This window comes from Variibacter gotjawalensis (assembly GCF_002355335.1).
Taxonomy (GTDB): Bacteria; Pseudomonadota; Alphaproteobacteria; order Rhizobiales; family Xanthobacteraceae; genus Variibacter; species Variibacter gotjawalensis.
The window spans coordinates 4,180,395-4,206,911 of the sequence record NZ_AP014946.1 but is presented as its reverse complement, the minus strand read 5'-3'; the positions used below and the strand labels follow the sequence as shown (position 1 = coordinate 4,206,911).

General features: G+C 63.8%; 19 protein-coding genes and 1 pseudogene. 10 read left to right on the top strand and 10 right to left on the bottom strand.

All coding sequences use genetic code 11. The annotated features are described in order from the left end of the window. Positions 1–93: 93 nt before the first annotated feature. Positions 94–2,025 (bottom strand): S9 family peptidase, encoded by a 1,932-nt coding sequence (locus GJW30_RS20580; RefSeq protein WP_096358246.1) that lies wholly within the window; start codon positions 2,023–2,025, stop codon positions 94–96. A gap of 101 nt (positions 2,026–2,126) precedes the next feature. On the opposite strand from GJW30_RS20580, the gene GJW30_RS20575 reads away from it, so the two are divergent. After that, on the top strand, positions 2,127–3,101 hold the full coding sequence (locus GJW30_RS20575) for a Bug family tripartite tricarboxylate transporter substrate binding protein (RefSeq protein WP_096358245.1): 975 nt from the start codon (positions 2,127–2,129) through the stop codon (positions 3,099–3,101). Positions 3,102–3,315: 214 nt separating this feature from the next. Here the strand turns inward: GJW30_RS20575 and GJW30_RS20570 are convergent, their stop codons facing one another. The 3 genes from GJW30_RS20570 to GJW30_RS20560 all read right to left on the bottom strand — a co-directional run bounded on the left by GJW30_RS20570 (position 3,316) and on the right by GJW30_RS20560 (position 7,474). After that, positions 3,316–4,422 carry an ABC transporter ATP-binding protein gene (locus tag GJW30_RS20570; RefSeq protein ID WP_096358244.1) on the bottom strand — a complete coding sequence of 369 codons (1,107 nt, stop codon included), beginning with the start codon at positions 4,420–4,422 and terminating at the stop codon, positions 3,316–3,318. A 166-nt stretch (positions 4,423–4,588) separates the two neighbouring features. After that, positions 4,589–5,644 (bottom strand): ABC transporter substrate-binding protein, encoded by a 1,056-nt coding sequence (locus tag GJW30_RS20565; RefSeq protein WP_245408578.1) that lies wholly within the window; start codon positions 5,642–5,644, stop codon positions 4,589–4,591. Between the two features lie 39 nt (positions 5,645–5,683). Beyond that, entirely contained in the window at positions 5,684–7,474 is a 1,791-nt protein-coding gene (locus GJW30_RS20560; RefSeq protein ID WP_096358243.1) for an ABC transporter permease, read from the bottom strand. Between the two features lie 206 nt (positions 7,475–7,680). Here GJW30_RS20560 and GJW30_RS20555 point away from each other — a divergent pair, with 206 nt between their 5' ends. Further along, the gene (locus GJW30_RS20555; protein ID WP_096358242.1) at positions 7,681–9,123 is read left to right on the top strand and encodes an amidase; all 1,443 of its coding nucleotides are present in this window, start codon (positions 7,681–7,683) and stop codon (positions 9,121–9,123) included. A gap of 352 nt (positions 9,124–9,475) precedes the next feature. Here the strand turns inward: GJW30_RS20555 and GJW30_RS23050 are convergent. After that, a pseudogene (locus tag GJW30_RS23050) lies at positions 9,476–10,111 on the bottom strand (extensin-like domain-containing protein); the annotation flags it as partial. 330 nt (positions 10,112–10,441) lie between these two features. Between GJW30_RS23050 and GJW30_RS20545 the strand changes: the two are divergent. From GJW30_RS20545 to GJW30_RS20530, 4 genes are read left to right on the top strand one after another with little or no spacing between them, the layout of a single operon-like run. Further along, positions 10,442–12,082: a long-chain-fatty-acid--CoA ligase gene (locus tag GJW30_RS20545; protein WP_096358241.1), complete on the top strand. Its 1,641-nt coding sequence runs from the start codon at positions 10,442–10,444 to the stop codon at positions 12,080–12,082. 45 nt (positions 12,083–12,127) lie between these two features. Next, positions 12,128–13,495, top strand: coding sequence for a YjgN family protein (locus GJW30_RS20540; protein WP_096358240.1), 1,368 nt, complete (start codon positions 12,128–12,130; stop codon positions 13,493–13,495). A gap of 2 nt (positions 13,496–13,497) precedes the next feature. Beyond that, positions 13,498–14,604, top strand: coding sequence for a M48 family metallopeptidase (locus GJW30_RS20535; RefSeq protein ID WP_096358239.1), 1,107 nt, complete (start codon positions 13,498–13,500; stop codon positions 14,602–14,604). Between the two features lie 3 nt (positions 14,605–14,607). Further along, entirely contained in the window at positions 14,608–15,396 is a 789-nt protein-coding gene (locus GJW30_RS20530) for a DUF1499 domain-containing protein (protein WP_096358238.1), read from the top strand. On the opposite strand, the gene GJW30_RS20525 is transcribed toward GJW30_RS20530, so the two are convergent. Next, positions 15,378–16,289, bottom strand: a complete 912-nt coding sequence (locus GJW30_RS20525; RefSeq protein ID WP_096358237.1) for an MBL fold metallo-hydrolase — start codon at positions 16,287–16,289, stop codon at positions 15,378–15,380. The genes GJW30_RS20530 and GJW30_RS20525 overlap by 19 nt on opposite strands. 74 nt (positions 16,290–16,363) lie before the next feature. Here GJW30_RS20525 and GJW30_RS20520 point away from each other — a divergent pair, with 74 nt between their 5' ends. Beyond that, positions 16,364–17,458: an isocitrate/isopropylmalate dehydrogenase family protein gene (locus GJW30_RS20520; RefSeq protein WP_096358967.1), complete on the top strand. Its 1,095-nt coding sequence runs from the start codon at positions 16,364–16,366 to the stop codon at positions 17,456–17,458. Here the strand turns inward: GJW30_RS20520 and GJW30_RS20515 are convergent. Continuing rightward, complete coding sequence (locus GJW30_RS20515; RefSeq protein ID WP_096358236.1) at positions 17,446–18,303, bottom strand: amidohydrolase family protein; 858 nt, start codon at positions 18,301–18,303, stop codon at positions 17,446–17,448. The two genes, GJW30_RS20520 and GJW30_RS20515, sit on opposite strands and share 13 nt — an antisense overlap. Positions 18,304–18,401: 98 nt before the next feature. Beyond that, positions 18,402–18,881 (bottom strand): hypothetical protein, encoded by a 480-nt coding sequence (locus GJW30_RS20510; RefSeq protein ID WP_096358235.1) that lies wholly within the window; start codon positions 18,879–18,881, stop codon positions 18,402–18,404. 258 nt (positions 18,882–19,139) lie between these two features. On the opposite strand from GJW30_RS20510, the gene GJW30_RS20505 reads away from it, so the two are divergent. Next, positions 19,140–19,742 (top strand): YbjN domain-containing protein, encoded by a 603-nt coding sequence (locus tag GJW30_RS20505; RefSeq protein WP_096358234.1) that lies wholly within the window; start codon positions 19,140–19,142, stop codon positions 19,740–19,742. Between the two features lie 72 nt (positions 19,743–19,814). Here the strand turns inward: GJW30_RS20505 and GJW30_RS20500 are convergent, their stop codons facing one another. Together GJW30_RS20500 and GJW30_RS20495 are read right to left on the bottom strand one after the other, a co-directional pair. Continuing rightward, the gene (locus GJW30_RS20500; RefSeq protein WP_096358233.1) at positions 19,815–20,726 is read right to left on the bottom strand and encodes a dihydrodipicolinate synthase family protein; all 912 of its coding nucleotides are present in this window, start codon (positions 20,724–20,726) and stop codon (positions 19,815–19,817) included. A gap of 116 nt (positions 20,727–20,842) precedes the next feature. Then, positions 20,843–22,639, bottom strand: a complete 1,797-nt coding sequence (locus GJW30_RS20495; protein WP_157746807.1) for a trypsin-like peptidase domain-containing protein — start codon at positions 22,637–22,639, stop codon at positions 20,843–20,845. A 177-nt stretch (positions 22,640–22,816) separates the two neighbouring features. Between GJW30_RS20495 and GJW30_RS20490 the strand changes: the two genes are divergently transcribed. Continuing rightward, positions 22,817–24,703 carry a serine/threonine-protein kinase gene (locus tag GJW30_RS20490; protein WP_157746806.1) on the top strand — a complete coding sequence of 629 codons (1,887 nt, stop codon included), beginning with the start codon at positions 22,817–22,819 and terminating at the stop codon, positions 24,701–24,703. A 16-nt stretch (positions 24,704–24,719) separates the two neighbouring features. Further along, positions 24,720–26,516, top strand: a complete 1,797-nt coding sequence (locus GJW30_RS20485; protein ID WP_096358231.1) for an NAD-binding protein — start codon at positions 24,720–24,722, stop codon at positions 26,514–26,516. Position 26,517: the final 1 nt, after the last annotated feature.

Sequence of the window (26,517 nt, the reverse complement as noted above, 5' to 3'; positions counted from 1 at the left end):
TGGGGGGCTTTTTCTCAAGCTCACAGCACCCCCACCCCCGACCCCTCCCCACGCTTTGCGGGGGAGGGGAGCGCAAGCGCTGCGGCTCCCAATTCAATATTTCAAGCCGGTCCTGAACACCTCGAAGGCGTAGAAATAAAGTTCGGCATCGAGCGCGCGCTGGATGTTGCCGGCCTTGCGGAAGCCGTGCTGCTCGCCCGCGAAGAGGAAGTAACCGACCGCGTTGCCCTTGGCGCGCAGCGCGTCGACCATCATCTCGGTCTGGTTCGGCGGCACGACCATGTCTTCGTCGCCTTGGAAAAAGATCACCGGCTTGTCGAGTTTGTCGACGTGATGGATCGGCGAGCGCTCGCGATAGAGCGCGGCTTCCTGCGGGTAAGGCCCGATGAGCCAATCCATGTAGCGGGACTCGAATTTGTGTGTGTCGGCCGCTAGCGCAGCCGCATCGCTGACGCCGTAATGGCTGCCGCCGCCTTGGAAGAAATCGCGGAAGGCAAGCGCCGCGAGCGTCGTATAGCCGCCCGCGCTGCCGCCCGTGATGACGCACCGCCCACCGTCGACGCGGCCTTGCGCGGCGAGGTACTTCGCGCCGTTGACGCAGTCGTCGACATCGACGACGCCCCACGAGAGATGCAGCCGGTCGCGATAGGCGCGGCCGAAGCCGGTGGAGCCGCCGTAATTCACGTCGAGCACAGCGATGCCGCGACTCGTCCAGTATTGAATGCCGAGCGACAGTGCGCTCTGCGCCGCCGATGTCGGACCGCCGTGCACCATCACGACGAGCGGCGGCTGCTCGCCGGCCGGCGCTTCGTATTCGGCATTCTTCGGCGGATAGAAAAGCGCGAAAGCGGCGAGGCCGTTCTCGGTCGGGTATTCGATGGGTTCGGCCATCGAGAGACATGCGGCGATCTGCGGCCGATCGGCGAGCTCGGTCGCTTTCGCGAGCACCGTGTGTTCGCCGCTTGCGAGTTCGAGGCGAACGAAACTCACGGGTTTGTCGGACGCGCCGGCGCGGAAGACGACCGTATTTTGGTTGGCGCGGATCGAACCGAAGGCGGAGTAGGGCAGCGCGATCGGCGCAAGCGTGCCGCCGGCGAGGTCGAGAGTCGCGAGTTTGCCGAGGCCGCCTTCGCTGTAGGTGCAGACGATGCGCTGCGCATCGACGAAGGCGTAAGTCGAGAGGCCGAACACCCACTGCGGCAAGCCGAATTCGGTGTCCTTCGGGCAAATCGCGCGCGTCTTCGCTGTCGCGAGATCGTAGGTGTAGAAGTTCCACCAACCGCTCTTGTCGGAGACGAAGAGTACGCCGGAGCCGTCCGGCAGCCATTCGGGCTGGAAGATCGACTCCGCGACGCCGCCCGCGATGGTGCGTGGTTCGCCCTGCGGCGCGCCGCTCGCGTCGAGCGCGACGCTTTCCAACGTCGTGCCGTTCCACGGCATGTTGGGATGATCCCACCACAGATAGACGAGATGTTCTCCGTCCGGCGAGAGTTTCGGCGATGCGTAGAAATCGTGTCCGCGAGCGATGATGCGCGGCGCGGATGGCGCGTTCGCGAGATCGACCGCGACGATGTAATTCTCCGGATGCGCGTTGCCGGCGGTGTGATCCTCGCCGACGCCGATCCACAGATTGCGCTTGCGATCGATAATGCCGTCGGCGAAGCGCCAACCTTTGCCTTTCTCGGCGGGCGCGGGCGTCAGCGCTTCGGGCTTCGCGTTGCCTTTCTGCCGATACAAAACTCCATCGGAGAAATTCGAGAAGTAGATGACGCCGTTGTCGACCGTCCACGCGCCGCCGCCGTATTCGTGCACGCGCGTGCGCGCGCTGAACGGCTTCTGCGTCACGTCGATGCGCGCGTCGCCGTCAACGCGGACGATGACGTTGCGGCCTTGTTCTTGCGGGCGGCCTTCGACCCAATAGACGGCGTCACCATCGAGGCGGATTTCGTTGAGGCCGATCGAACCCGCGACGATGAGGTCGGAAGTGATCGGCGAATTCCAGGAACCATAGGGAGCTTTGATCATGCGGCATTGTCGCAAGGGTCGCGCGCGCCTGCAATGCGGCCCGCATCGTAGACAAGAGCTCAAGTTTGGGGGATCGTTTCGCAAAAATAAGGGAGGATCCCATGCTGCACCGTCGCCGCTTGCTCGGTCTTGCAGGCGCAACGCTGGCGATGCCGGCGATCACGCGTTCGGCTTTTGCGCAGGCTTATCCGGCGCGCCCGGTGAAATGGGTCGTCGGCTTTGCACCGGGCGGCATCACCGACATGACGGCGCGGCTGATCGCGCAGCGTCTCGCCGAGCGATTGGGACAGGCATTCGTCATCGAGAATCGTGCGGGGGCGGGCGGCAACGTCGGTACCGAGTCGGTCGCGCGCGCGGAGCCGGACGGATACACGCTGCTGCAAACCACAACGACGAATGCGATCAACGCGGCGCTCTACAAGAATCTGCCGTTCGATACGATGCGCGATCTTGCGCCCGTCGCCGGCATCATGCGCGCCCCGGGGCTGTTGGTCGTGGCCAATTCGGTGCCGGCGAAAACAGTCGGCGAGCTTGTCGCTTACGCGAAGAAAAATCCCGGCAAACTTTCGATCGGCACCGGCGGCAACGGTTCGTCGCAACATGCGTATGGCGAATTGTTCAAGATGCTGGCCGGCATCGAGATGCTGGTCGTGCCGTTCCGCGGCGGCGCGCCGGCGATTGCGGCACTCATGGGCGGGCAGATCGATGTCGTCATCGGGCCTGCCGCCGAAGCGATGGAGCTTGCCGCCGCCGGCAAGATCCGCGCGCTCGGTGTGACGTCGAAAGAGCGCATTGCCTCGATGCCGGATGTTCCGCCGATTTCCGACGAGTTGCCGGGCTACGAGACTGGTGGATGGCATGGCGTGTGTACGACGGCGAAAACGCCGCCGGCCGTGATCGAGATTTTATCGCGCGGAGTCATGGCGGCGGTCGCCGAGCCGAAGATCGTAGAGCGGATCACGCAGATGGCAGGAACGCCGATGCCGTTGGATGCGGCCGGCTTCCGCCAGTTCATGACGGACGAGATCGAGAAGTGGGAAAAGGTGGTGAAGTTCGCCGGGATGCGAGCGGAGTGATCTGCAAGCAGCGCTGCCGACAAACCAAGCACAGATCATCGCGATCGTCATGGCCCGGCTTGTCCGGGCCATCCACGACCTACTATTCTATCATGCAACAAAGACGTGGATGGCCCGCATGAAGCGGGCCATGACGCAGGGGTAACGTGGGCTAATTCAAGCTTAGAAAACGTGTCCACGTTTCAAGAACGTGCGCTAGTGGAACCGCAGAGAACTAATGCTCGGAGCCGGACGTTTCGTTCGCGGCGTAGCCCCACAGCAGCGAGGGCGGCAGCGCGATCTTGACCTCGGAGCCGACCGGGTAACGCACCTCGGTGCCGAGTTCGAGCGCTTCGAGTTTGCCGCCGAAGACAGCGAGATCGTAGACAGTCTGCGTGCCATGGTAGCGGCAGTCGGCGACCTTTGCGGTGAAGATGTTGGTGTCACCGCCGCCGCCGAGACGAATAGCCTCCGGGCGCAGCGCGATCTTGACGGGCGAGCCGGTTTGCAGCGCGGCGGGTAGCGTCGCGCGCAAGCGCTCGCCGGATTTGGTCTCGACGAGCCCTTCGTTGCCGGAGCGCTCTATGACTTTGCCGTCGATTTGGTTCGACGCGCCGGTGAAGTTCGCCACGAACAAATCGGCGGGCGTGTTGTAGATGTCCTGCGGGCTCGCGAGCTGCAGCATCTTGCCGTCGCGCATGACGCCGATGCGATCGCCGAGAACGACGGCTTCGGCCTGATCGTGCGTGACGTAAATCGCCGTGACGTTGGTCTGCTTGATGATGCGGCGCAGATCGTCGCGCAGGCGCAAGCGAAGTTTCGCGTCGAGGTTCGAGAGCGGCTCGTCGAGCAGCAGCAGGCGCGGCTGATAGACGAGGCTGCGGGCGAGCGCGACGCGCTGCATCTGCCCGCCGGACAATGCAACGACCGGACGCTCGGAATATTCGGAGAGGCCGACGATCGCGAGCGCTTCGTCGACCTTCTTGTTGGTCTCACCGCGCGGTGTCTTGCGGTGCTTAAGCGGGAAGGCAACGTTCTGACGCACCGTCATATGCGGCCACACGGCGTAAGATTGAAACACCATGCCGATGTTGCGATGACGCGGCGGCATCAAGATGCCGCGTTCCGGTGCGGAGACGACATCCTTGCCAATCGAAATGATGCCCTCGGTCGGATGTTCAAGGCCTGCAACGCAGCGCAATGTCGTCGTCTTGCCGCAGCCGGACGGGCCGAGCAGCACGACGATTTCGCCGGCCGCGACCTTGAAGCTCACGTCGTCGATCGCCGGACGGCCGACCGAGAAGACTTTGCGCAGACGCTCGACTTTGAGTTCTTCGGACATTTGTTTTCGTCTCGTTCTGCTGGTCATCCCGGCCGAACATCACCGCGCTTGCGCGGTGGGTGAGGGCCGGGATCCATAAGCCCTGCGTCCAACTTAGTTCTGTGAGTATGGATCCCGGACAGCCGCATCTCGCTGCGCGAGACTTGCGGCTTCCGGGATGACCACCTCACTGGCGGTAGTTGTAGGTCTTGTTCCACTCTTCGACCCAAGCGTCGCGGTTCTTCGCGTAGCGGCCGAAATCCGGCACCCACAGCTTCACCTTGGCGGGATCGAAGCCCGGCGGATTGACCGGCATCTTCTTGAGGCCCGTGAGGTTGCCTTGCTCCTTGATCATGAAGGTCTGCGCTTCTTCCGAGAGCAGCCAGTTCATGAACAGCTTCGCGGCATTCGGGTTCGCCGACGTCTTGGTGATGCCGGTCGCGTAGGGGTTCACCGGCACGCCTTCAGGCGGGAAGAAGATTTCAACCGGCGCGCCATCGCGCTTCTTCACGTAGATGATGTTGTAGAGCAGTGGAGCGATCGAGACTTCGCCGCGCACGACGGCGTCGGAGAGCGGGGCGCCGGACGGATAGAGCGACGGTGCCGTTGCGGCCTGCTTCTTGTGATAGTCCTCCCCAAGCACTTCACGCTCGAACATCACGCGAGTCCACGTCGTGCCGCCGGACGGCGCGATGACTTGGCCGATCTGCTTGTTGTTGTATTCGGGCTTGGTAAGATCCATCCAGGACTTCGGCGGATTCTTCGTCAGCTCGGTGTTGTAAGAGATCGCCCAGCCGAGCGTCGAGCGCGGCCAGAATTTCGGCGAGACGAGAAGGTCCTCGCGATAATCCTTCGCGTTCGGCGGTGCGTAATCCTGGAAGAGGTCCTCGATCGTCAGCATCAAGCCGCGATCCGAGTGATTGACGACGTCGGCGAGCAGCTTGCCGGCGGACGCTTCGGTGCGAATGCGGGTGATGAGCTGGCCGCCCGGCGCGCGCACCATTTCGACGCGCACGAACGGGAAGCGCTTGTTGAACTGCTTGATGACTTCCTGCTCGGTCTCGATGAAGTCAGCCGTGTAGTAAACGAGACGGCCTTCCTTCTTCGCGCCCTCGATGATCTCGTTCGATCCGAATTGCGCTTGAGCGGATGCTGAGGTCGGTGCGAGCGAGGCGACGGCGGGCAGCGAGGCTGCGCCGGCGATCACTTTCAGCGCGCTACGGCGATCGATGTGTTTTTTCATGTGAGACTCCCTCTTGTCGTTTCTTTGTTCGTTCGAATTTTATCCGGCGCGGCCCATGCTGCCGCCGCTGGCACCGCCACGCGAGAGCAGGTTGGCAACGCCGACGAGTACGGCGAGTAGAATGATCTGCACGATGCTGAAAGCGGCCGTGATGCCGACGTTGCCGCCCTCGTAGTAGTCGAGCAGCAGCACCGCCATGACCATCGTCTGGCTCGTGTAGAGGAACAGCGACGATCCGAGTTCGCGGATCGCCAGGATGAAGAGCAGCGTCATCGCGGCGATGACGCCGGGACGCGCGAGCGGCAGCACGATGGTGCGGATGGTGCCCATGAGGCTCTTGCCGCAGATCCAAGCGGCTTCTTCAAGTTCGCGATGGATCTGCATCAGCGACGTCGAGAGCGCTTTGACGGTGTCCGGCATGAAGCGCGCGATGAAGGCGAGCGCGAGAATCCACATCGTGCCGTAGAGGCCGCCCGGCAGGCCGATCCACGCCCAGAGATACGCGACACCGACGACGAGGCCCGGGATCGCGACCGGCAGCGTCGAGATCATGTCGATCATCCGGCGGCCCGGCATCTGCGTGCGGTTGATCGTGTAGCCGATCGCGAACGCGAGCGCGCCGCCGATAATCGCGGTCGTGAAGCCGACCTCCATCGTGTTGATGAGGGAGCGCATCGTAAGCGGATTTTCGAACAGCTTCTCGTAGTGGATCAGCGAATATTGCTTCCAGTTGATGAGCGCCTGGAAGTCGCGGATGAAGAGGAAGCGGCGCAGCGATGCGATGACGAGCGCCAGCATCGGCAGGATCACGACGACGAAGAGATAGAGGATCGCGAGGCCGAGCGTGAGGAAACGCCACGGCCCGAGATTGAGCGCGCGCGGGCGAAACGCCTTGCCGGCGACCGTCGTATAGCTGCGGCCGGAGAGCACCTTCTGCTGAAGCCAAACGAGGAAGCCGGTCACGACCATCAGTATGATCGCGACGGCGGCGGCGGTGGAATAAAGCGGCGGCGACCAATTAGTGAGCTTGAAGATGTAGGTCGTCAGCACCGGGATATCGGCCGGCGTGCCGAGTACGGCCGGAATGCCGTAAATGCCGAGCATCACGATGAACGACAGCAGCATGCCGGAGATGATCGCCGGCATGATGAGCGGGAAGGTGACGGTGAAGAGCGTCGAGAAGGCGCTGGCGCCGGAGACTTCGGCGGCTTCTTCGAGTGCCGGGTCCATGTTCCGCAGCGCCGATGCCGTGAACATGTAGACGTAAGGGGCGTAGTAGATGCCGAAGATGACGATGAGGCCCGTCATCGAATAGACGTTGAAGCGGAACGGAATGCCCATCCCGTTCATGATCGTGTTCAAGAGGCCGGTCTTCGGCGACGCAAGGATCGCCCAGGCGACACCGCCGACGAGCGGCGGCACGAACAGCGGCAGCATGCTGGCGGCGGCGATGAGGCGCTTGCACGGCGTGTTGGTGCGAACGACGATCCACGAGAAAGTGAGGCCGATAACGACCGCGAGTGCGGTGCCGCCGCCGCAGGCGATCAGCGAGTTGGCGAGCGCGGCGTGAACGTTCGGATTGCTGAGGACCTCGACGAAATTCTTGGCCGAGACGGTGAAATTCGCGAAGCCGTCAACGACCGGATTTGCGTTGGTGACCGCGCCGAGCAACAGCATCGTGACGGGGTAGAGCACCAGGAAGGTGAGGATCGCGAGAAGGCTGCCCGACCATAGCCAGCGCAACGCCGTGCGCGTTCGCTGAGCACGGACGGCATCGCGATTGACTGTCGTAGATTGGGACGGCTCGACGCCAAGTGCATCGACGGCCATGTTTCCCCCGTGGGTGTCGCGCTCTAACGCGTTATGTTTGTTGGCGCCATGCGTAACACACAACGCATAGAGCGTGCACCCCGCCTCGCGAAAATGTCATGTGAAAGGATAATTTCGCCGCCGCGTTGGTGGTCTGCAGCCTTGCGGCATTGCGAAAACCTGCGGGTGTGCGCCTAATAGACGCAACGAGAATAGGAGACGCCGCGATGGCCGCAGCCGAATTGATCACAAAAGATGCACGCAGTGTCGTCGCCATGTTGCGGCGCGGGGACATCACGCCGCACGATCTGCTGGCTGCTCTCGAGGCGCGCATCGCTGAGGTCGATCCTGCCGTCAACGCTTTGCCGACATTGTGTTTCGAGCGTGCGCGGGCGCATGCGGACCGTCTGATGAAACTTCCGGCGGCGGAGCGCGGCATATTGGCCGGGCTGCCGGTGCCGATCAAAGACTTGACCGAGGTCGAAGGCGTGCTGACGACGCACGGTTCGCCGATCTTCGCGAAGAACATTCCGGCGAAGTCGAACATTCTGGTCGAACGTTTGGAAGAGAATGGCGGCGTCGTTTATGCCAAATCGAACACGCCGGAATTTGGTGCGGGCGCAAACACCTTCAACGAAGTTTTCGGCGCGACGCTCAATCCCTGGAACACGTCACGCTCGGCGGCCGGTTCGTCCGGCGGTGCCGCGGCGGCGCTGGCGAGCGGTACCGCGTGGCTCGCGCACGGCTCCGACATGGGTGGCTCGCTGCGCAATCCGGCTTCGTTTTGCGGCGTCGTCGGGCTGCGGCCGTCGATCGGGCGCGTCGCCCACACGCCGGGTGTTCAGGTCGACGGAACGCTCGGTGTCGAAGGCCCGATGGCACGCAACGTCGAGGATCTCGCACTGCTGCTCGACGCAATGGCGGGCGAGCATGCGGGTGACCCGCTCTCGCTGCCGACGGTCGAGGGGCAATTCCTGAAGGCCGCGCAATCCGGCTGGAAACCGAAACGCGTTGCCTATTCGAAAGATCTCGGCATCACGCCGGTCGACCCCGAAGTTGCCAAGATCACACGGGCTGCAGCGCAGAAACTGGCGGGCGAGGGCGTGATCGTTGAGGAGGCGCATCCGGATTTGTCGGAAGCTCACGAGTGTTTTCAGACGCTGCGCGCATTGTCGTTCGCAACTGGACGCGCAAAGTTGATGCGTGAACATCGCGATCTGCTCAAGCCGGAAGTCATCTGGAATATCGAGAAGGGGCTCGCGCTGACGATCGACGAGATCAGCAAGGCGCAAGCGCAGCGCGTCACGCTGATGAACCGTATGCGCGACTTTTTCGAGAAATACGACTTGCTGCTTTGTCCGTCGACGATCGTCGCGGCGTTCCCGATCGAAGAGCGCTATCTCGCCCGATGCGCCGGCGTCGAGTTCGAGACTTATATCGATTGGCTTGCGATCGTTTATGCGGCAACGCTCGCGTGCTGCCCGGCGCTATCGATCCCGTGCGGCTTCACGAGCGAAGGATTGCCGGTCGGCCTGCAGATTATTGCACCGAATCGCGGCGAAGTTCGCGCTCTTGCTGGCGGGACGTTCGCCGAGAATGTGCTTGGTCTCGGCGCATTGACGCCGATCGTCCCCCGCGCGCCGGCGTCTCAGCAGCGGCAGGCGGGCTAGCGGCGCCGGAGTCACGCCGGGACGATCGTACGTCGCGGCGTTTCTCCTCGCGGGCCTTGCGTTCTTCGGCACGGGCCGCGCGCGCATTGGCGCGATCCTCACGCCGTGAATCGCGGCGCGAATGCCGGCCGCTCCGCTGCGTGCCGGGCGGCAGTTCCGGCGTCAGCGTTTTTTCTTGAGCCGTGACACCCGTGCTAGCAGTCGCTTCGCCGCTCGCGGCGGCAACGCGCGGCCACGTCGGCATCGACGGCGCCCGCGCGATGGCGGGTGTGTCGGCGCCATAGATGTTCCAGCGGCACAGCGAACTGTTGCTGCGGCGAACCGTCAGGTCGACGTGCACGTGGTTTTCATGAAAGCCGTCGGAACCCGGCCCGAGCACGGTCGAGAAGCGCTCGCAGGCGGTTTCGCGCCAGCGCGTGCGCAGTGCTTTCGGCACGCTCGAACTGGTCGGCTCCAGCTCGGTGCCGTCGGCGAGTTTAAAAGCGCGGACGTCCATCGCCATGCCGAGGCCGTGCTGCGAGAGACGCGCGCCGCGAATGTTGTTGCGCGCGCGGCAGTGATACGACGCTGCGACCATCACGCTCCGCAGCGGCGAGCCGCTCTCCAGGCTCGGCGCGATGTCGTCGCGCATCCAACGGACGACGGCTTCGGCGACGCCGCAGCGCAATTGCGCGTGCGGCTTGAATTCGATGATGCGGCCGTTGCGCGTCTTGATGCCTTCGACGCTCACCGCATCCGGGACGCCGCAGGAGCCGGGACCCTGGATCGCCGGGATGTCGCTGATGACCGCGACTTGGTTGAGACGCTTCACGCAGTCCGCTTCGTTCACGCTGGTCGCCGTCTCGGCGTCGATCGGCGGCGCGCGGTCGAGCGGCGGGCGGGTCGGTTCGACCTGCTGACGTGTCGGCGGCAATGCTTCCGGTGCGGCGCGAGCGGGTGCTGCTGCCGATGGCGAGCCCGGCCATTGCGGCTCCGGGACGCGGATCATCGACATCGTGGTTCCGCGCTCTGCCGGCGCGGCCGGCATCACGTTCGCCTTCGCGCGGCCATTGCCGGGGCGGGGGCGCGGGAACGGCGCCGTCGACGGCAGCATCGCGGACTTTGCTTCCGGCTTGCCGCGATTGCTGCGGCGCGCATCGGCGGTTCCGGTCAGCGCCGCGAGCACGACAGCGAGCGCCGTTAGGGCCAGCAGCCCTGCGGCCGCATTTTGCCTGCCAAACGAGCGCGTTACCCGCTTGCTTCGGCGCGCCACCGCAGTAAAACCGTCAGTAAGAAGCTTACCGATTGTGACTGTCGGAGCGTTTTGGGAGAAAACGATATGCAAGGTTTGATGCAAGACTGGCCGCTGTTGTGCCATCGCATTATCGATCACGCGGCGATTCAGCATGGCAACCGCGAAGTCGTGTCGCGCTCCGTCGAAGGGCCCATCCATCGCACGACATATGCCGAAGTGCGGACACGAGCGTTGAAGGTTGCGCAACGGCTACAGCAAGAAGGCATCAAAGAAGGCGACCGAGTTGGGACGCTGGCCTGGAACACATGGCGGCATCTCGAATCATGGTACGGTATCACGGGCGTTGGAGCTGTCTATCACACAGTGAATCCGCGCCTTTTTGCCGAACAGATCATCTACATCGTCAATCACGCCGAGGATAAGCTTATGTTCCTCGACCTGACGTTTGTGCCGTTGATGGAGAAGCTGCAGGCCGAGCTCAAGACTGTCGAAAAATACGTCATTTTCACGGACGCGGCTCACATGCCGCAAACTGCGCTGAAAAACGCAGTGCCGTATGAGGAGTGGCTCAACGAAGCGGACGGCGATTTCGAGTGGGTCACGGTCGACGAAAACGCGGCTTGCGGCATGTGCTACACGTCCGGCACCACCGGTAATCCGAAGGGCGTTGTCTACTCGCACCGCTCGAACGTCATTCACTCGATGTCCGCGATTGCGCCGGATGCGTTCGATCTCTCGGTGCGCGACTCGATCATGCCGGTGGTCCCGTTTTTCCACGCGAATGGCTGGTCGATCGCATTCTCGGCGCCGATGTCCGGCTGCAAGCTCGTGCTGCCGGGCATGAAGCTCGACGGCGAGTCGATCTACAATCTGCTCGAAGGCGAGAAAGTGACGATGACGGCGGCGGTGCCGACGATCTGGCTCATGCTGCTTGCGCATATGGAGACGAACAATCTCAAGCTCTCGACGCTGCGCCGTGTGTTGATCGGCGGCTCGGCTTGCCCGCCCGCGATGATCGAGAAGTTCGAGGAAGTTTACGGCGTCGATGTCGCGCATGCCTGGGGCATGACCGAGATGAGTCCGATCGGTTCGGTCTGCTCGATCAAGCCGGACTACGGCACGTTCAGCAAGAAGGACGTGCTCGCCGTCAAGGCAAAGCAAGGTTCGTCACCGTTCGGCGTCGAGATGAAGATCGTCGACGATTCCGATAAAGATCTGCCGTGGGACGGCAAGACGTTCGGTCGCCTGAAAGTGCGCGGCGTCGCGGTCGCGAAGGGTTACTTCAAGGAAGAGGGCGGCAAGGTTCTCGACAAGGACGGCTACTTCGACACGGGCGACGTGGCGACGATCGACCCGTTCGGCACGATGCAGATCACGGATCGTTCGAAGGACGTCATCAAGTCGGGCGGCGAGTGGATCTCGTCGATCGATCTCGAAAATCTCGCGGTCGGTCACCCGAAGGTGGCGGAAGCCGCCGTCATCGGCGTCGTGCATCCGAAGTGGGACGAGCGCCCGCTGTTGATCATCGTGCCGAAGGCCGGCGAGAATCCGACGAAAGAAGAAATTCTCGGTTACATGGACGGCAAAATCGCCAAATGGTGGATGCCGGACGATGTCACATTCGTGCCTGAGATTCCGCATACGGCTACCGGCAAGATTCTCAAGACGGCGCTGCGCGATCAGTTCAAGGATTACACATTGCCGACTGCGACAGCGGCCGAATAGGTTGATCGGGGCCGGGCGTAACAGCCCGGTCTTTCTGGGGACTGCATGACGACATACGATCAGGCCGGACCGGTTGGCGGTCCGTGGAGTGGCGGAGCTTCGGGTCAACCACCTGGTGAGCCGCCCGCGCCGCCTCCACCGCCGCCACCCGCGCCAGCGATCGCACCCATGGGACGCTTCCTCGGCCGCGAGGGAGCGTTTTTTGGCATGTTGGTGCGCGGCAACATCTTCATGTTGCTCACACTCGGCATCTATCGCTTCTGGCTGACGACCGACATTCGCCGCTATCTCTGGGGAAACACCGAGATCGCCGGCGATACGTTCGAATACACCGGCACCGCGAAGGAATTGCTGATCGGCTTTCTGCTCGCGATCGTGCTGCTGCTGCCGCTCAACGCGGTCATTTATGTCGGCACGCTCGTGCCTTCGATCCTGCCTTACGCAGGCACGGTCGGCTTTCTCGGTTTCACGCTGCTCGGCCAATTCGCGTTCTACCGCGCGCGGCGCTATCGCTTGACCCGCACGGTGTATCGCGGCGTCCGTTTATTCCAGACAGGTTCGGCGGTGCGTTACGCGATCGTCGCGAGTCTGTGGGGCATCGCGATCCTGCTGACGTTCGGGCTTCTCTATCCGTGGGCGGCCGCGAACCTCGAACGCTACAAAATGCGCAACACGCATTTCGGAAACCTGAGCGGCTCGTTTACCGGATCGGGCACGAGTCTTTTCTTCCGCGGCATTCTGATTTGGTTGGTGACGCTGGCGCCTGTCGCCTTCGTCGTGATCGGCGCAATGTTTGCGATCGATTGGACGACGCTTGCCGACTTGGTCGAAGCTGACGACTTGGAAAAAGCCTTCGAGAATTTCGGCACGCGCAATCCGGCCATGGTGGCCGCGCTCGGCTTTTTTATCGGCTCTTTGGTTTGGGCAGCCGTTGTCGGCGGACTGCTCTACCCGATCTTCCGCGCCATCGCGATGCGCTGGTGGATTTCGGGCGTGCAGATCGGTCCCATCAAGGCAACGTCAAGCGTTCGTAACGGACAGGTCTACTGGGTGTACTTTCGTTACATCCTGCTGACGATGGCAATGGGTATTGCCTTCTCGGCCTTTGCCGGCATGTTCTTCGGGCTGTTCGCGAGTTTCTTCGGCGGCGCTGAAGCGTTCACGACGAAGTTCTCGCAATCGATGAGCGTGCAGATCATCGCCTATGCGGCCGGCGTCTTCGGTTACGCGATCTTCCTGCTCGCCACGTCGGTGCTTTATCAAACCGCGGTGGCGTTCCGCTTCTGGCGCTTGAGCTTTGAGACGACCGCATTTTCCGGACTTGAAGTGCTCGACAGCGTCATCGCGGCAGGCGAGAAGAGTGGCGTGTTCGGCGAAGGTCTCGCCGATGCGCTCGACGTCGGAGGCTTCTGAGGATGACGACCGGAGGCCCGGCGGTTTACTTCGACGGCAAGAGCACGCAGCGGCACAACGTGACGCTGGAGCTGACGCCGAGTTCGCTTCTGGTCGAAGCTCAGGATGGGCGGACGCTGGCGCGCTGGTCATACGGCGAACTCGAGCAGTCGTCGTCGCAAGAGGGCATCCTGCGCATCGCGCGGATGAACAGCGACTCGCTCGAGCGCATCGAAGTCCGCGACCCAGATCTTGCCAAAGCGATTGACGATCTTTCGATCCCGCTGGATCGCTCCGGCATGACGCAGCGCCGTTCGCGCCGCCGCGTCATCGTGCTGGCGATGGCTGCGGTGGCATCGCTGCTGCTCGTCGGCATCTTCGGCATCCCGGCACTCGCAACGCGGCTAGCGCCATATGTTCCGTATGCGTTCGAGAAACGCGTCGGCGAGGCGGTCAATGCTCAAGTGCGGACCGTGTTCGGGTCGAAGAAGGACGGCGCGAAGTTCGAGTGCGGCGATGCCGACGACGAAAAAGCGGGGCTCGCCGCATTGGGGCGTATGGTTGGCCGCATGGAGCAGGCCGCGCAGTTGCCGCTGCCGCTGCGTGTCCGCGTCATCCGGCAAAAGCAGGCGAACGCGATCGCGCTGCCGGGCGGATACATCTACGTCTTCCAAGGTTTGATCGATCAGGCGGAGAATGCCGACGAAGTCGCCGGCGTGCTGGCGCATGAGATCGGCCACGTTGCCAACCGCGATGGCATGCGCGCCGTGCTGCAGGCCGGCGGATTGTCGTTCCTGTTCGGCCTCGTGCTCGGCGATTTCGTCGGCGGCGGCGCCGTCATCATCGCGACGCGTGCTGTGTTGCAGCTTGCCTATTCGCGCGAGGCCGAGGCATCGGCCGATCTTTATGCGGTTCAGCTGGTCGAGAAGTCCGGCGGCGACCCGCGCGCGCTCGGTACGATCCTCAAGCGCATCGCGGGCAAGGGCGGCGATATCACGATCCTCGCCAATCATCCGGCGACGGCGGAGCGTGCGCGCACGATCGATGCCGCCGCGAAAGGAACCAACAAGGGCGAAGTGCTGTCGGCCGATGAATGGGCCGCGCTTCGAAAAATCTGCGGCGGGACATAATCGATGCGCCGCCGCAACATCCCGGTCGAACCGATGTCGCGCCTTGCGGTGTGGTCGCGTCGGCTTGTGCTGTTCGCGCTGACGGTCGCGCTTGCGGCGGTCATCCTCGTGCGCGGCGAATTCATCGAGACGTTGCCCGGCCAGTCGATTCTGATTGCATCGTTTGCGGTGGCGGGGATCGGCATCCTCTATGCGTTCGGCGCCTTCATCGTGATCTGGCGCGACGGCAATCCTGGTTTGCGCTACGCCGTAACGGCATTGATCCTCGGTTTGGCGCTGCTGGCGTATCCGGGTTTCGTCGTCGCGCGCGGCTATAAGCTGCCGAAGATCGCGGACATTTCGACCGACACCAACGATCCGCCGCGCTTCGAAGTGATCGCACGCATTCGCCCGCGTGGCGCCAACCCGGTCGAGTATCCGGGGCAGGGCGTCGCGCAGCAGCAGCGTGCGGCGTATCCGAATGTCGCAAGTTTGCGGCTCGACGTGCGGCCGCTCGAAGCATACGAAAACGCGCTCGACATTGTGAACAAGCGCAAATGGCGCGTCGTCGATTTCCGCGCGCCGACGGCGGCGCGGCGCGAGGGGCGCATCGAGGCGGTGGCGTTGACGCCCGTGATGGGCTTCCGCGACGACATCGTGATCCGTGTGCGCGGCAGCGGAACGTCGACGGTGGTCGACGTGCGTTCGGCCTCGCGCTACGGCGATCGCGATTGGGGCAGCAATGCGCGCCGCATTCGCGCGTTGCTCGATGAGATCGACGAAGAGTCGACGCCTCAGACGAGAGCGCGGTAGAGGCCTTTGATCGACGGTTCGCCGTCTGTCATCACGGCGCCGCGCGCGACCAAATCTTCGAGATGCGCGAGGACCGATAGCGCCGCGGCGCCGCGCAGACGCTGATCGAGGCCGACGTAAATCTTCTGCACCAGCGATGGGATATCGGTCGGCGTCTCAGAGAGGTTTTTCAGGATCGATGTTTCGCGCGCTTTGCGGTGCGCGACGAAATGCTTCACGTAGCGGCGCGCATCACGCACTTCGCCGCCGTGACCCGGAAGGTAAAGGTCTTCGTTGCGCTCACGCAGTTTGGCAAGCGATGCCATGTAATCCTGCATCGAGCCGTCCGGCGGCGCGACGATCGAGGTCGACCAGCCCATCACGTGATCGCCGGAGAAAAGAATGTCTGTGCCCTGCAGCGCGAAGGCCATGTGGTTCGCCGTGTGGCCCGGAGTCGCGACAGCTTCGAGCGCCCAGCCGTCACCCTTGATCACGTCGCCGTCACGAATGACGACGTCGGGTTTGAAATCCTGGTCGCCGCCGACGTCGATCGTCGTCTCGAACTCATGCAGCGGGCGCGATGCGCGGTGCGGGCCTTCGCCATAAGCCGGTACGTCGAACTTCGCCTTCACGTGACGCAAACCCGGCGAGTGGTCGCGATGCGTATGCGTGATGAAGACGTGCGTGAGCGTCTCGCCTTCGATCGCTTGCAGCACTTTTGCGACATGCTCCGGGCTGTCCGGCCCTGGATCGATGATGGCGACGTTGCCGTGGCCGAGGATGTAGGTCACGGTTCCGGTGAACGTGAACGGTCCCGGATTGGGCGCGACGATGCGGCGAATGCCTGGCAGCACTTCGTCGACAACGCCTGGCGCGAGGTTAAATTTCTTCTGAAACGGGATATCGTCACTCATTCGTCTGGCCCTCGGGTCGGAGGGGTGTAGCGCAGAATAGTGCCGCACCCAAATGCAGGGAGGAGATGGCAGCGATGAGCGAAGGACTTCGCCTTTTGGTGCTCGCCGGGGATGGAATTGGTCCGGAAATCACCCGCGCGGCGCTGAATGTTCTCGCGGCAGTCGATCGCGCGCTGGGGCTGCATCTCCATTTCGAGCATACGGAGGTCGGTTTCGCGGCGCTTGAAGCGCATGGCAGCACGTGTCCGGACGACGTGATCGTGCGGGCGCGGCTCGCGCATGGCGTGATCCTCGGCCCCGTCTCGCATCTCGAATATCCGCCGCCGGATCGCGGCGGGCGCAATCCATCCGGGGCGCTGCGCAAACAACTCGACCTCTACGCCAACATCCGGCCGGCGCGCTCCCGCGTCGGGTTTCCGCCGCGCTGCGGGCACGACGTCGATCTTGTCATCGTGCGCGAGAACACCGAGGGCTTCTACGCTGACCGCACGATGTTCTTCGGCAACGGCGAGTTCATGCCGACGCCCGATCTCGCGCTTGCGGTGCGCAAGGTGACGCGCGGCGGATCAATCCGGATCGCGGAAGCGGCTTTCGAGATCGCGATGCAGCGGCCACGCAAACGCGTCACCGCCGTGCACAAGGCGAATGTGCTGCGCGTCTCCGACGGATTGTTTCTCGAATGCGTGCGCGATGTCGCGAAGCGCTTTCCGGAGGTCGCTTACGAGGAGCGCTTGATCGATGCGATGGCGGCGCATCTGGTGCGCAATGCGAGCGAATTCGATGTCGTCGTCACGACCAACATGTTCGGCGACATTCTGTCTGACCAGGCAACAGAGATTGCCGGCAGCCTCGGCATGGCGGCGTCGCTGAATGTTGGAGCGGAGCATGCGGTGGCGCAGGCACAACACGGCTCGGCGCCGGATATCGCGGGACAGGATCGCGCCAATCCGTCGTCGCTGATCGGCTCCGCCGCGATGTTGTTCGCGTGGCTCGGCGAGAAGCGCAACGACGACCGGCTCACGCGGGCGGCCGAGATCATCGAAGCCGCGCTCGATGCCGCGATTGCGAAGCCGGAATGGCGCACGGGCGATCTCGGCGGACCTCTCGGCACGCAAGCCTTCGCGGATCGTGTCGGCGCACTGGTCGACGAACTGGCTCAGAAATCGTAGAGGCGCGCCGGATTGTCGACCAGCAGCTTGCGCTGCATCGTCTCGTCCGGAAACCACGTGTCGATGAGATCGAGCAGGGCCTGCGCGTCGATATCCTGGAAAGGCTCCTCGCGGTCGCTCGCCGGTTTGCCGGACTTTCCGCCGGGCGTATGCGGCCAATCCGAGCCCCAAACGACCTGATCCGGATTGGCGGCGCCAAGCGCTTGGGCGAGGGCCGTCATTCCGCTCCACGGCGGCGTCGTGATGCGGTAGGTGCCGGAAAGCTTTACCCAGCCGCGACCGCTCGCGAGCAGGCGCTTAAGGGCGTCGGCGGCGGCGCTTTCTTCCTCGCCCGGCGCGATGAGGCCGAAATGGTCGATGACGATCGGCACGGGAAGGTCGGCGAAAAGTGGCGCGAGCGGTGCGATGGCGCTGGACGGAATGAAAGTCTGCAGATGCCAGCCGTTGCGGGCGCAGAGTTTCGCCGCCGCATTCAGGCCGTCGCGAATCGTCTCGACGGGTTTGTTCGTGCCGCCGGTCGCGACGTTGACGCGCAGGCCGCGCACGCCGCGGCGGTGCAGGTCGTCTAGCTCGCTGTTCGGCGTGTCGTTGCCGAGTACAGCGACGCCGCGCGCGAGGTCACCCAGTTCCGCTATCGCATCGAGCGTGCAGGTGTTGTCGGTGCCGTAAAAACTCGGCTGCACGATCACGACGCGCTCAAGCTTCAGCCGCGTCAGCATCGCGACGAGGTCGGCGAGCGGCGCCTGCATCGGCGTATAGGCGCGCTTCGCGATCAGCGGGTATTGCGTCTTCGATCCGATGACGTGGGTGTGACAGTCGCAGGCGTTGGGAAAATGTTTCGGCATGTCGCGAGGCTAGCGATGTCGCGCGCGGCGCGAAAGCCGAAACGGAAAAGGCCCGGCGTTGCGGCCGGGCCTTTTACTCAAACAGGAGATTTCAGAGATTACTGAACGCCGAGCTTGACGTTATTCGCAGCGCCGAAGGCCGAAGCATTCAGGTTGCCGCCTTGGCTCGACTCGACACCGAGCAGGGCCGTACCGGCCGGCAGAACTTGCGAGAACTTGCCGCCGTCAGCCTGAGCGCCATTATCCTTCGCGCCGAACTTTGCATCGCTGAGCGCCGGAGTAATGCCCTGCAGCGGATTCGAAGGGCCTGCGGCCGACATGCCGGCATTCATCGCCATCGAGGGCTCGGAGGTTGCGACAGCGCCCGGAGCCGGGACGCCGACGCGGAATTTGCCGTCAACGCCAGCGGCGAGCGGAGCCTGCTGCTGCGATGCGCCAAGGGTGCCGGCCGGCTGAGCCGAAAGAGCGCTGCGGCCCGCCGTGAATTTCGTGAGATCGTCAGTGCCCGTCTGGGCATGAGCAACGCCGGTGGCGCAAAGTGCGGCCAAGCCGAGAGCAATCGAGGAAGCCTTGAACATGATGACCTCTGGTTATTGTGCAGACGTGTTGTTGTGCAAACCTGGGATGATATTTGCCGAAACATTACGGCATTTCAATGCGACGTTTCCGGCTTGATCGTGAAGAACCGGGTGTATTTCGGAGGCGGGCACCTGCGCCCGGTTGCCGCAATCCTTAAGTTTCGACCTTTCCCAAGCCTTACCTTGCAATGCGGAATTAGCCTCGATAACAATCCCCGCCGAAGCTTAGCTCTTGAATCAACGAAAAGGAATCCGTGTATGCGCCGCACTTTGCTCACCGCCGCGTTCCTCGCACTCGGCCTGCTCGTCTCCGCCGACGCTTTTGCGCAGCCGCGTATCCAGCAGCAGCCGGCCCAAGGCGGCGGTGCTGCCCCGGGTGGTGGTCCTGGCGGCGGCCCGGGTGCTGGTCCGGGCGGCGGTGGCGGCGCTCCGCAGCAGCAGTCTTCGGCCGCGCCGTTGCTCGCCGGCACGACGCCGGAAATTTCGCAGCAGGTTCTGCGCGCAGCCGGTTACGCGGATCTCGAAATCATCACGATCCAGAACGCGCGTCACCTCAAGGGTAAGGTGCAGGGCCAGAACATGGCGCTGCTGCACCAGAACTGCGAGAACAACATCTGCAAGACCGCGACCTTCGTGATCTACTATAATCAGCAGCAGGGCATCGATATCAATTGGGTCAATGCCTGGAACCAGCAGAAGCGCTTCACCAAACTCTCGATCGATCCGAGCAACAGCTCGCTAACCTACGAGATGGACGTGCACTTCTTCGGCGACGGCGTCTCGGCAACGCATTTCCGCGACTCGGCGGTGCTGTTCAGCCAGATGACGAAGGCACTGCTCGAGTTCCAGCCGAATAAGTAGTCGGCGTCGCATACGAATAAGAAAAACCCAGCCGAACGGCTGGGTTTTTTGTTGGCTGGAGGTGCGCGGCGCTCAAGCCGCCGAGAGCAACTCCCACGACGCGAGCAGCGTGCGCAGCCGCGCTTGTTGCTTGTCGGTGAGCGGCCACGCGGATGGCGGCCGCGTCGGGCCGCAATCATTGCCCATGAGTTGCAGCGCGGATTTCACCGCCGTCACGTTGGTGCCGTTCTGCTCCTCGGCTCGAATGGCTTCGAACTCCTCCATCGACGCGATCAACGTCATCGCCTGCGCGTAGTCACCCTTGTCGAGAGCCGCGTGAATCGTGACCGAGAGATCGGGGCGCACATTGATGAGGCCCGACGTGAAGCCGCGCGCGCCGACGGCGTAGAGCGGCGGCGCCCATGTCTCGGCGAGACCGCCGACCCAGACGATGCTCGGATCGCAGCGGCGCATTGCGTCGGCGAGACGGAGCGGCGTCGGGCTCGCCCATTTGACGCCGGCGACGCCGGGAACGCGGCAAAGCTCCGCGATGGTGTCGAGGCCGATGCCGTCGTTGCGCAAGTACAGCATCAGCGGCAAGCCATCTCCGGCTTCGGCGATGCGCTGCACGTATGCGATGACGCCGCGCGGCGCGACGAAGGGATCGGGCGGCTGATGCACCATCAGCGCGGTGGCCCCGGCTTTGCGCGACGCGCGTGCGAGCGCGCAGGCATCGCCGATCGAACGACCGACGCCGGCGAGGAGGGGGACGCGCCCGCCGATCTGTTCGGCGGCGGAGTGCACCATCACCTCGGCTTCGGCCGTGGTGAGGCCGTAGAATTCGCCGGTGTTGCCGTTGGCGACGAGGATGTGCACGCCCGCTGCAATCGCGCGGTCGATCACCGGGCGCAGGCGCTGGGGCGCGACTTTGTCGTCGCGATCGAACGGCGTGACGAGAATGCCGGAAATGCCGGTCAGGGCTTGGCGAAATGCGGCGTCGATCATGGCGTCTGCCTCGCGATTTACCAAAGCAGAGCAGGATCGTGTGCGGCTGTACAGCGCGCGGCCGCCAACAAAAAAGGGCAGCCGAAGCTGCCCTTTTCGCAGAATGTGTCGGGGACTCAGGAGCCCGGAGCCGCCCAGGAATACTGCTGGAGGCGATACTCCGTGTCCTTGTCGGCGCCGACGATATAGACCTCGGCCGACTGATCCTTGTCGCTGCGGACCGTGATCGCCGGGAACCAGGTGCCGCGTTCGTCCTGCTGCGCGATCTGGCCGTCGACGACCAGATAGAGCTGCAACGGCGTCTGCTGGTTCGCGTAAGCGACGATCGTCGTCGGGACGTTCGCCTTCAGCTGGATCGGCTGAATGCGCTGACGGCGCATCGAGTCCTTGCCTTCGCGATCCTTCGCCGAAAAAGCTTCCGACTTCGTCAGTGCGCCTTTCGACTCGCTGACGAGCTGCGGCTTGGTGGTTTCGCTCACATTCGAGGGACGCGACTGCGACACTAGGATCGGCACGATGACCTCGAAGCCGCGCTGCATGCTGGCCGTCTGCTGCGTCCAGTAAGCGAGTTCGGACTTGAGGTTGGCCTCCGCCGTGCCGTCGAGCAGTTCGCGCACGAGGTCGGCGCGCTGGCCGTAGTTCACGATCGCGGCGTTCGGGATACGTCCGCCGTCGGCCGCCTTAACGATGTTGCCGGCGTTCAGCAGCGCGACGAGCTTGCCGTTCGGTGCGACCATCGGCGAGCCGGAGTTGCCGCCGGTGACCGGGATGTTGTGCTGCACGAGGCGGCGATGCTTCACATCCCCCGGCAGATTGAACATGTCGGTCATCGCCGTGATCATGCCGGTGCGGATGCTCGGCGTCGCGCTGAGGCCCTGCACTTCGCTGCCGATGATGCGCTCGAGCGGATAACCGGCGAGGCCGATCGCCTGGCCCGGACGCATCGCCATCAACTCTTCGGTGGTGGCGACTTCAAGGATCGGCGAGAGGTTCGAGCCACGCGCGACGCGCAACAGCGCGACGTCATAGCTCGGGCTGCCGGCGAGCACGTTGGGCAAGCAGGTTGCGCAAGACTTTGCGGCCGTCACGAAGATCGGGTCCGCATCCTTCCACGACGAATAAGCGCGATAGCCGGGGTGGAGCTTGTGCTCTATGACCTCGTAGACTTTGCCCTTCTCGCCCGGCGAGCGGACGATGAGCTTATCCTTGGGGCCGAGCTGCTCGCGGAGTTCCGCGACGTGCGCGTTGGTGACGAGCAGATCCTCGCCGATCGGCGACGCCGTGCCTTGCGCCGAAACGCGGCCGTCGGCGAACTGCACGACGACGACGTGAGCGGCGGCCATGACCTTGTCACGCACCGGACCCGGAATGCTGTCGGCAGCTGCGGCGGCTTGCTTGCGCTCGAGTTCCGCGACGGCGCCTTCGAGCTTCGAAGCGTCGCTGCGGCTGAAGAAGGCGTAAGCGCCGACACACAGCGCAATCGCGACGGCGGCGGCGGTGCCGCCCATCGCGTAGGTGCGGGCGCGGCGCGCGGCTTCGCGCGAGCTGGTGACCTTTTGTTGCACAGCCGTCATCGGCAGCGCGGCATCGATCTCCTTGCCTTCGAAGATCACTTCGAAGGAGGGGCCGCCTTTCTTGCCGAGCTCGACGAGCGCGCCGGAATGGACCGCCTCGTCACTCTCGGCTGCATCGCCGTTGATCGCGACATAGGGGTCGCCGAAGTCTTCGAACATCCACTCGCCCGACGGTTTGCGGATGAAAGCGAAGTGGCGGCGGGCCACGACCGTCAGATCGGGCGGGAATACGACATCGCAGGCGGCGGGATCGCGGCCGAAGGTGATGCGTTCGACGCGCGGATCGATGTTCTGTTCTTTGCCGGCCAGTGGGCCAGTACGATGACGTATTGTTGGCATTGGACTCCCTTGGGATTTCGGAGCGAGGGCACGCGGCGCGAAATTGAGCCACCCACTGTGTTGGGATTGGGGCATTGTCAAGCTTTGCACCAGACTTGCGAAGCTTTATTTCCGGTCGGTGACCGGGCTATGATCAGCCATGCAAGCCCGTATGAGCGTTGGCGGCGAGGGGAAGACATGACTGCGCCGCCGGCGCCCGATCCCAAGGATATCATCGAAAGCTGTTTCACGGATCTGGCCGCCAATCAGCCGGCGGACATGATCCTGCCGCGCCTGCGCGAGATCGAAACGGCTGTCGAAGGCAAACCGCGCCTCAAGGCGCAGCTCCTGCGCGCCCGCGCGATCGCGACCAACCGGCTCGGCTTCGGCAGCGAGGCGCTCGGCGATCTGCACGATGCGCGGCGTTTGTTGGAGGAAGCCGACGACCCGGAAGAACTCGCGAAGGTTTTGCTGGCGATTGCCACGGTCTTTATTTGGCGCGGCGATGGGCGCGAGGCGTCGTTCGCATTGCTCAGGGCCGTTGCGGAGGGAAGTTTCCTCGGCAGTCCGCTGACCACCGGTCTGGCGCTCATCGAAGCGGGCCGCCTGCAGATCGAGAATGGTCGCCCCGCCGATGCGCAGGCCTTACTCGGCCGCGCGCTCGCGATCGGCGGCGATGCGTTGCCGAAACGCGAATATCAGCGCGCCTGGGTCAATCTCCTGCAGGCGCTCGTCGCCGCCGGCTTGATCGAGAAGGCGCGCGCCTTGCGCGATTCGGCGGGGCGCACGCTGGAAGGCGCGTCATCGCGGCTCTTGATGCTCGAACGGCTTGAATCGGCACGCATCGATCGCGCTGCCGGCGAGCTTGCGACGGCGCGCGCCGCGATCGACGCCGCGATCGCGTATGCGCCGGCCGACAAAGAGTCATTCGAGGCGGTCGAGATCGCGCATGTCGAGGCCGAGCAGGCACTCGCGGAAGGCGACGCCGAACGTGCCGCCGGCGTGTTGCAGAATGTGATCGCGCGCTACGCGGCCGACGATCTTGCAACGCGCGAAGTGCAGGTGCGTTTGCTGCATGCGCAGGCGCTCGAAGCGCTCAAGCAAGGCGATGAAGCCGAGCGCACGCTCGGCGCCGCGTTGCGCCGTGCTGTCGCGCGCGGGCTCAACGGTTATGCGGACCAAGTGCGCTCGCGCATGTCGTCGCGCGGCGGCGAAGAGGGTGCGGGGCTTTCGCGAGACGTTCCGGCCGAGGCCTCGGTGGACACGGCCGCGCGTTTTGTGCGTCAGCGCCCGCTCGGCGCCGGCGGCTTCGGCAAGGTGATGCGTGCCTACGATCTGGAACTCGGTATAGAAGTCGCGATCAAGCGTTCGTCTCTGAAAGAGATTTACGATCCAGGTTTGCGCGGCCGTCTGCTCGAAGCGGCGCGTACCGAAGTCGAAGCAGCGTCGCGGCTCAATCATCCCGGCATCGCGCGCGTTTACGGTCTGCTCGCCGAGCCCGGCGGCGACTCGCTGCTGATCCAGGAGTTCGTCGAAGGCAAGACGCTGCGCGACGCGATGAAGGGCAAGTTCGACCGCGGACGCGCCTACGACGTTCTCTCGCGCGTGTCGTTCTCGCTTGCGGCCGTGCATGCGACGGGGGTCATTCACCGCGATTTGAAGCCTGACAACGTGATCGTCCGCCCGAGCGGCGCGCCGGTGCTGGTCGACTTCGGCATCGCGCTGCTCAGCAAATCCGGCGACGGCGCGGCGGGCGGCACCCCCGGTTATATGCCGCCGGAGCAGGCGCGGGGCGGCACTATCGATGTGCGCACCGACCTCTATGCGCTCGGCATCATGGCTTACGAGGTGCTGACCGGGGAGCTGCCGCAGGAGGGCGGCGGCTTCGGTCCGGATATCATTGCGAGCCTGTTTCGCCGCCGGACGATCTTCCGCGATCTCCTCGATCTGGGGATCGATAGCGGCGCCGCCACACTGATTTCGCAATTAACGGCTTTGCATCCACGCTATCGTCCGGCCGGGGCCGCGATTGCCGGCACGGCCTTTGCCGATGCGGCCAATCGCGCTTCCGGTCGTGCTGTCTGACCCCTGAGACGTTTCCGTGGATTTCAACAAAAAGTATATCGCCAGCTTCGGCATGTTGTTGATCGGCACAATCCTGTCGCTGATCGGCTATTTCGACATGCTGGCGCGGCCGCCGCTCGGTTTGTCCGGCGGCATTCTCTGGTACGAGAGCTTTCTGCATACAGCCGAGATGCTGTTCAAGCCGTTTGCCGGGCCGCCGGGCACGCCGCAGAACTCGCCGGAACAGCCGTGGACGATGCTGGTCGCGCGCGTGCTGATGCCGCTTGCGCTGCTGCTTAGCGTCACGGTCGCGATCTTCGAAACGTTCGGCCGCACCATCCGCGCATTTCTTGCGCGCTTTCGGCGCGGCCATGTCGTCGTCTGCGACAGCGGCGAGCGCGCTTATAACTTGGTCGAGAATCTCGCGCGCGACGGCAAGACCAAAGTCGTCGTCATAGAGATGAACGAGAAGAGCGACGACGAGGCTTATCATCGGCTCAACGTGCCGGTGATCCAGGCCGGCGGACCGGTGACGTTCGGCACGTTGCGCGCCGCATCGCTGCACCGCGCGAGTGCGCTGGTCGCGATGTGCGATGACGACATGCTGAATGTCGAGGCCGTGTTGAAGGCGAAGGCGCTCGTGCAGAAATCGCGCTCGCACACGCTGCCGCCGCTGAAAGCGCGCGCCGCCGTCGGCGATCCGGATTTACGTCAGGCCGCGAGTTTGCTGCTGGTCGAGCGCTCGCCGACCTACGAGTTCGGCATGATGTCGCTGCAGCGGAACATGGTGCGCGGCTTGCTCGCCGATCACCCGCTCGATCTCGACGATGCGGTTGTTGCCGGTGCGCGCACGCATGTCGTCATCGTCGGCTTCGGTGAGACCGGCAAAGCTTTGGCGTTGCAAATCGGGCGCATGGCGCATTTCGCCGATGGGCGCAAACCTTTGCTCACGATCGTCGATCAAGACGCAACGGCCGCGGTCGAGTCGTTCGCGCGCCAGCATGTCAGCTTCCGCAATGCATGCGACCTGCACGCTGTCAGCGCCGACATGCGGCAGGAGCAGCCTGAAGGGCTCGAAGCGATCTTCTCCGACATTCGCCCAACGCGCGTCGTGATTTGTCTCGGCAACGAAGGTCTCGGTCTTGCGGCCGGCGCGAAGGTGCAGCGCACTGCGACACGCTTCAACCTCGGCGATTTGCCGATCTTCGTGCGATTGTCCGGCGCGCCTTCTGTCGCTGGCGCGATCGCGCGCGCGTCGGGCGCGACGCTCGCCTACATCCGGCCGTTCGGTCAGCCCGAGAAAGTTTCGACGCCCGAGATCGTGCTGAAAGAAAGCCTCGATCTGATGGCGCGCGCCGTGCACCAGACGTATCTCGAAATGATCGGGCCGCCCGCACGTGACGCGCCCGTGAAGCCGTCGGCCGAGCCGTGGGAGCGGCTTGCGGAAGATTATCGCGATGCAAGCCGGCATCAGTCCGATCATCTCGAAGCGAAGCTGCGCGCGGTGAATTTTGAGGCCGTGAAGGGCGATCAAGAGAGCAAGTTCGATCTCTCGCCCGAAGAGATCGAGCGGCTCGCGCAGATGGAGCATGCGCGTTGGTGCGCGGAGCGCTACATCGCGGGCTGGCGGCACGGCGCGGTGCGCAACGACGCAACGCGCGAGCATCCGTCGCTTGAGCCGTGGGACGATCTATCGGCAGCCGAGAAGCAGAAAGACCGCGATATGGTGCACGGCATTCCGCGCATCCTGAAGAACGCAGGTTACTACGCGCGGCGCGTCGGCTCCGAACCGGCGCAGAAAACGCGTTTGACGCAATTGCTGCGGCGGAAGTAGC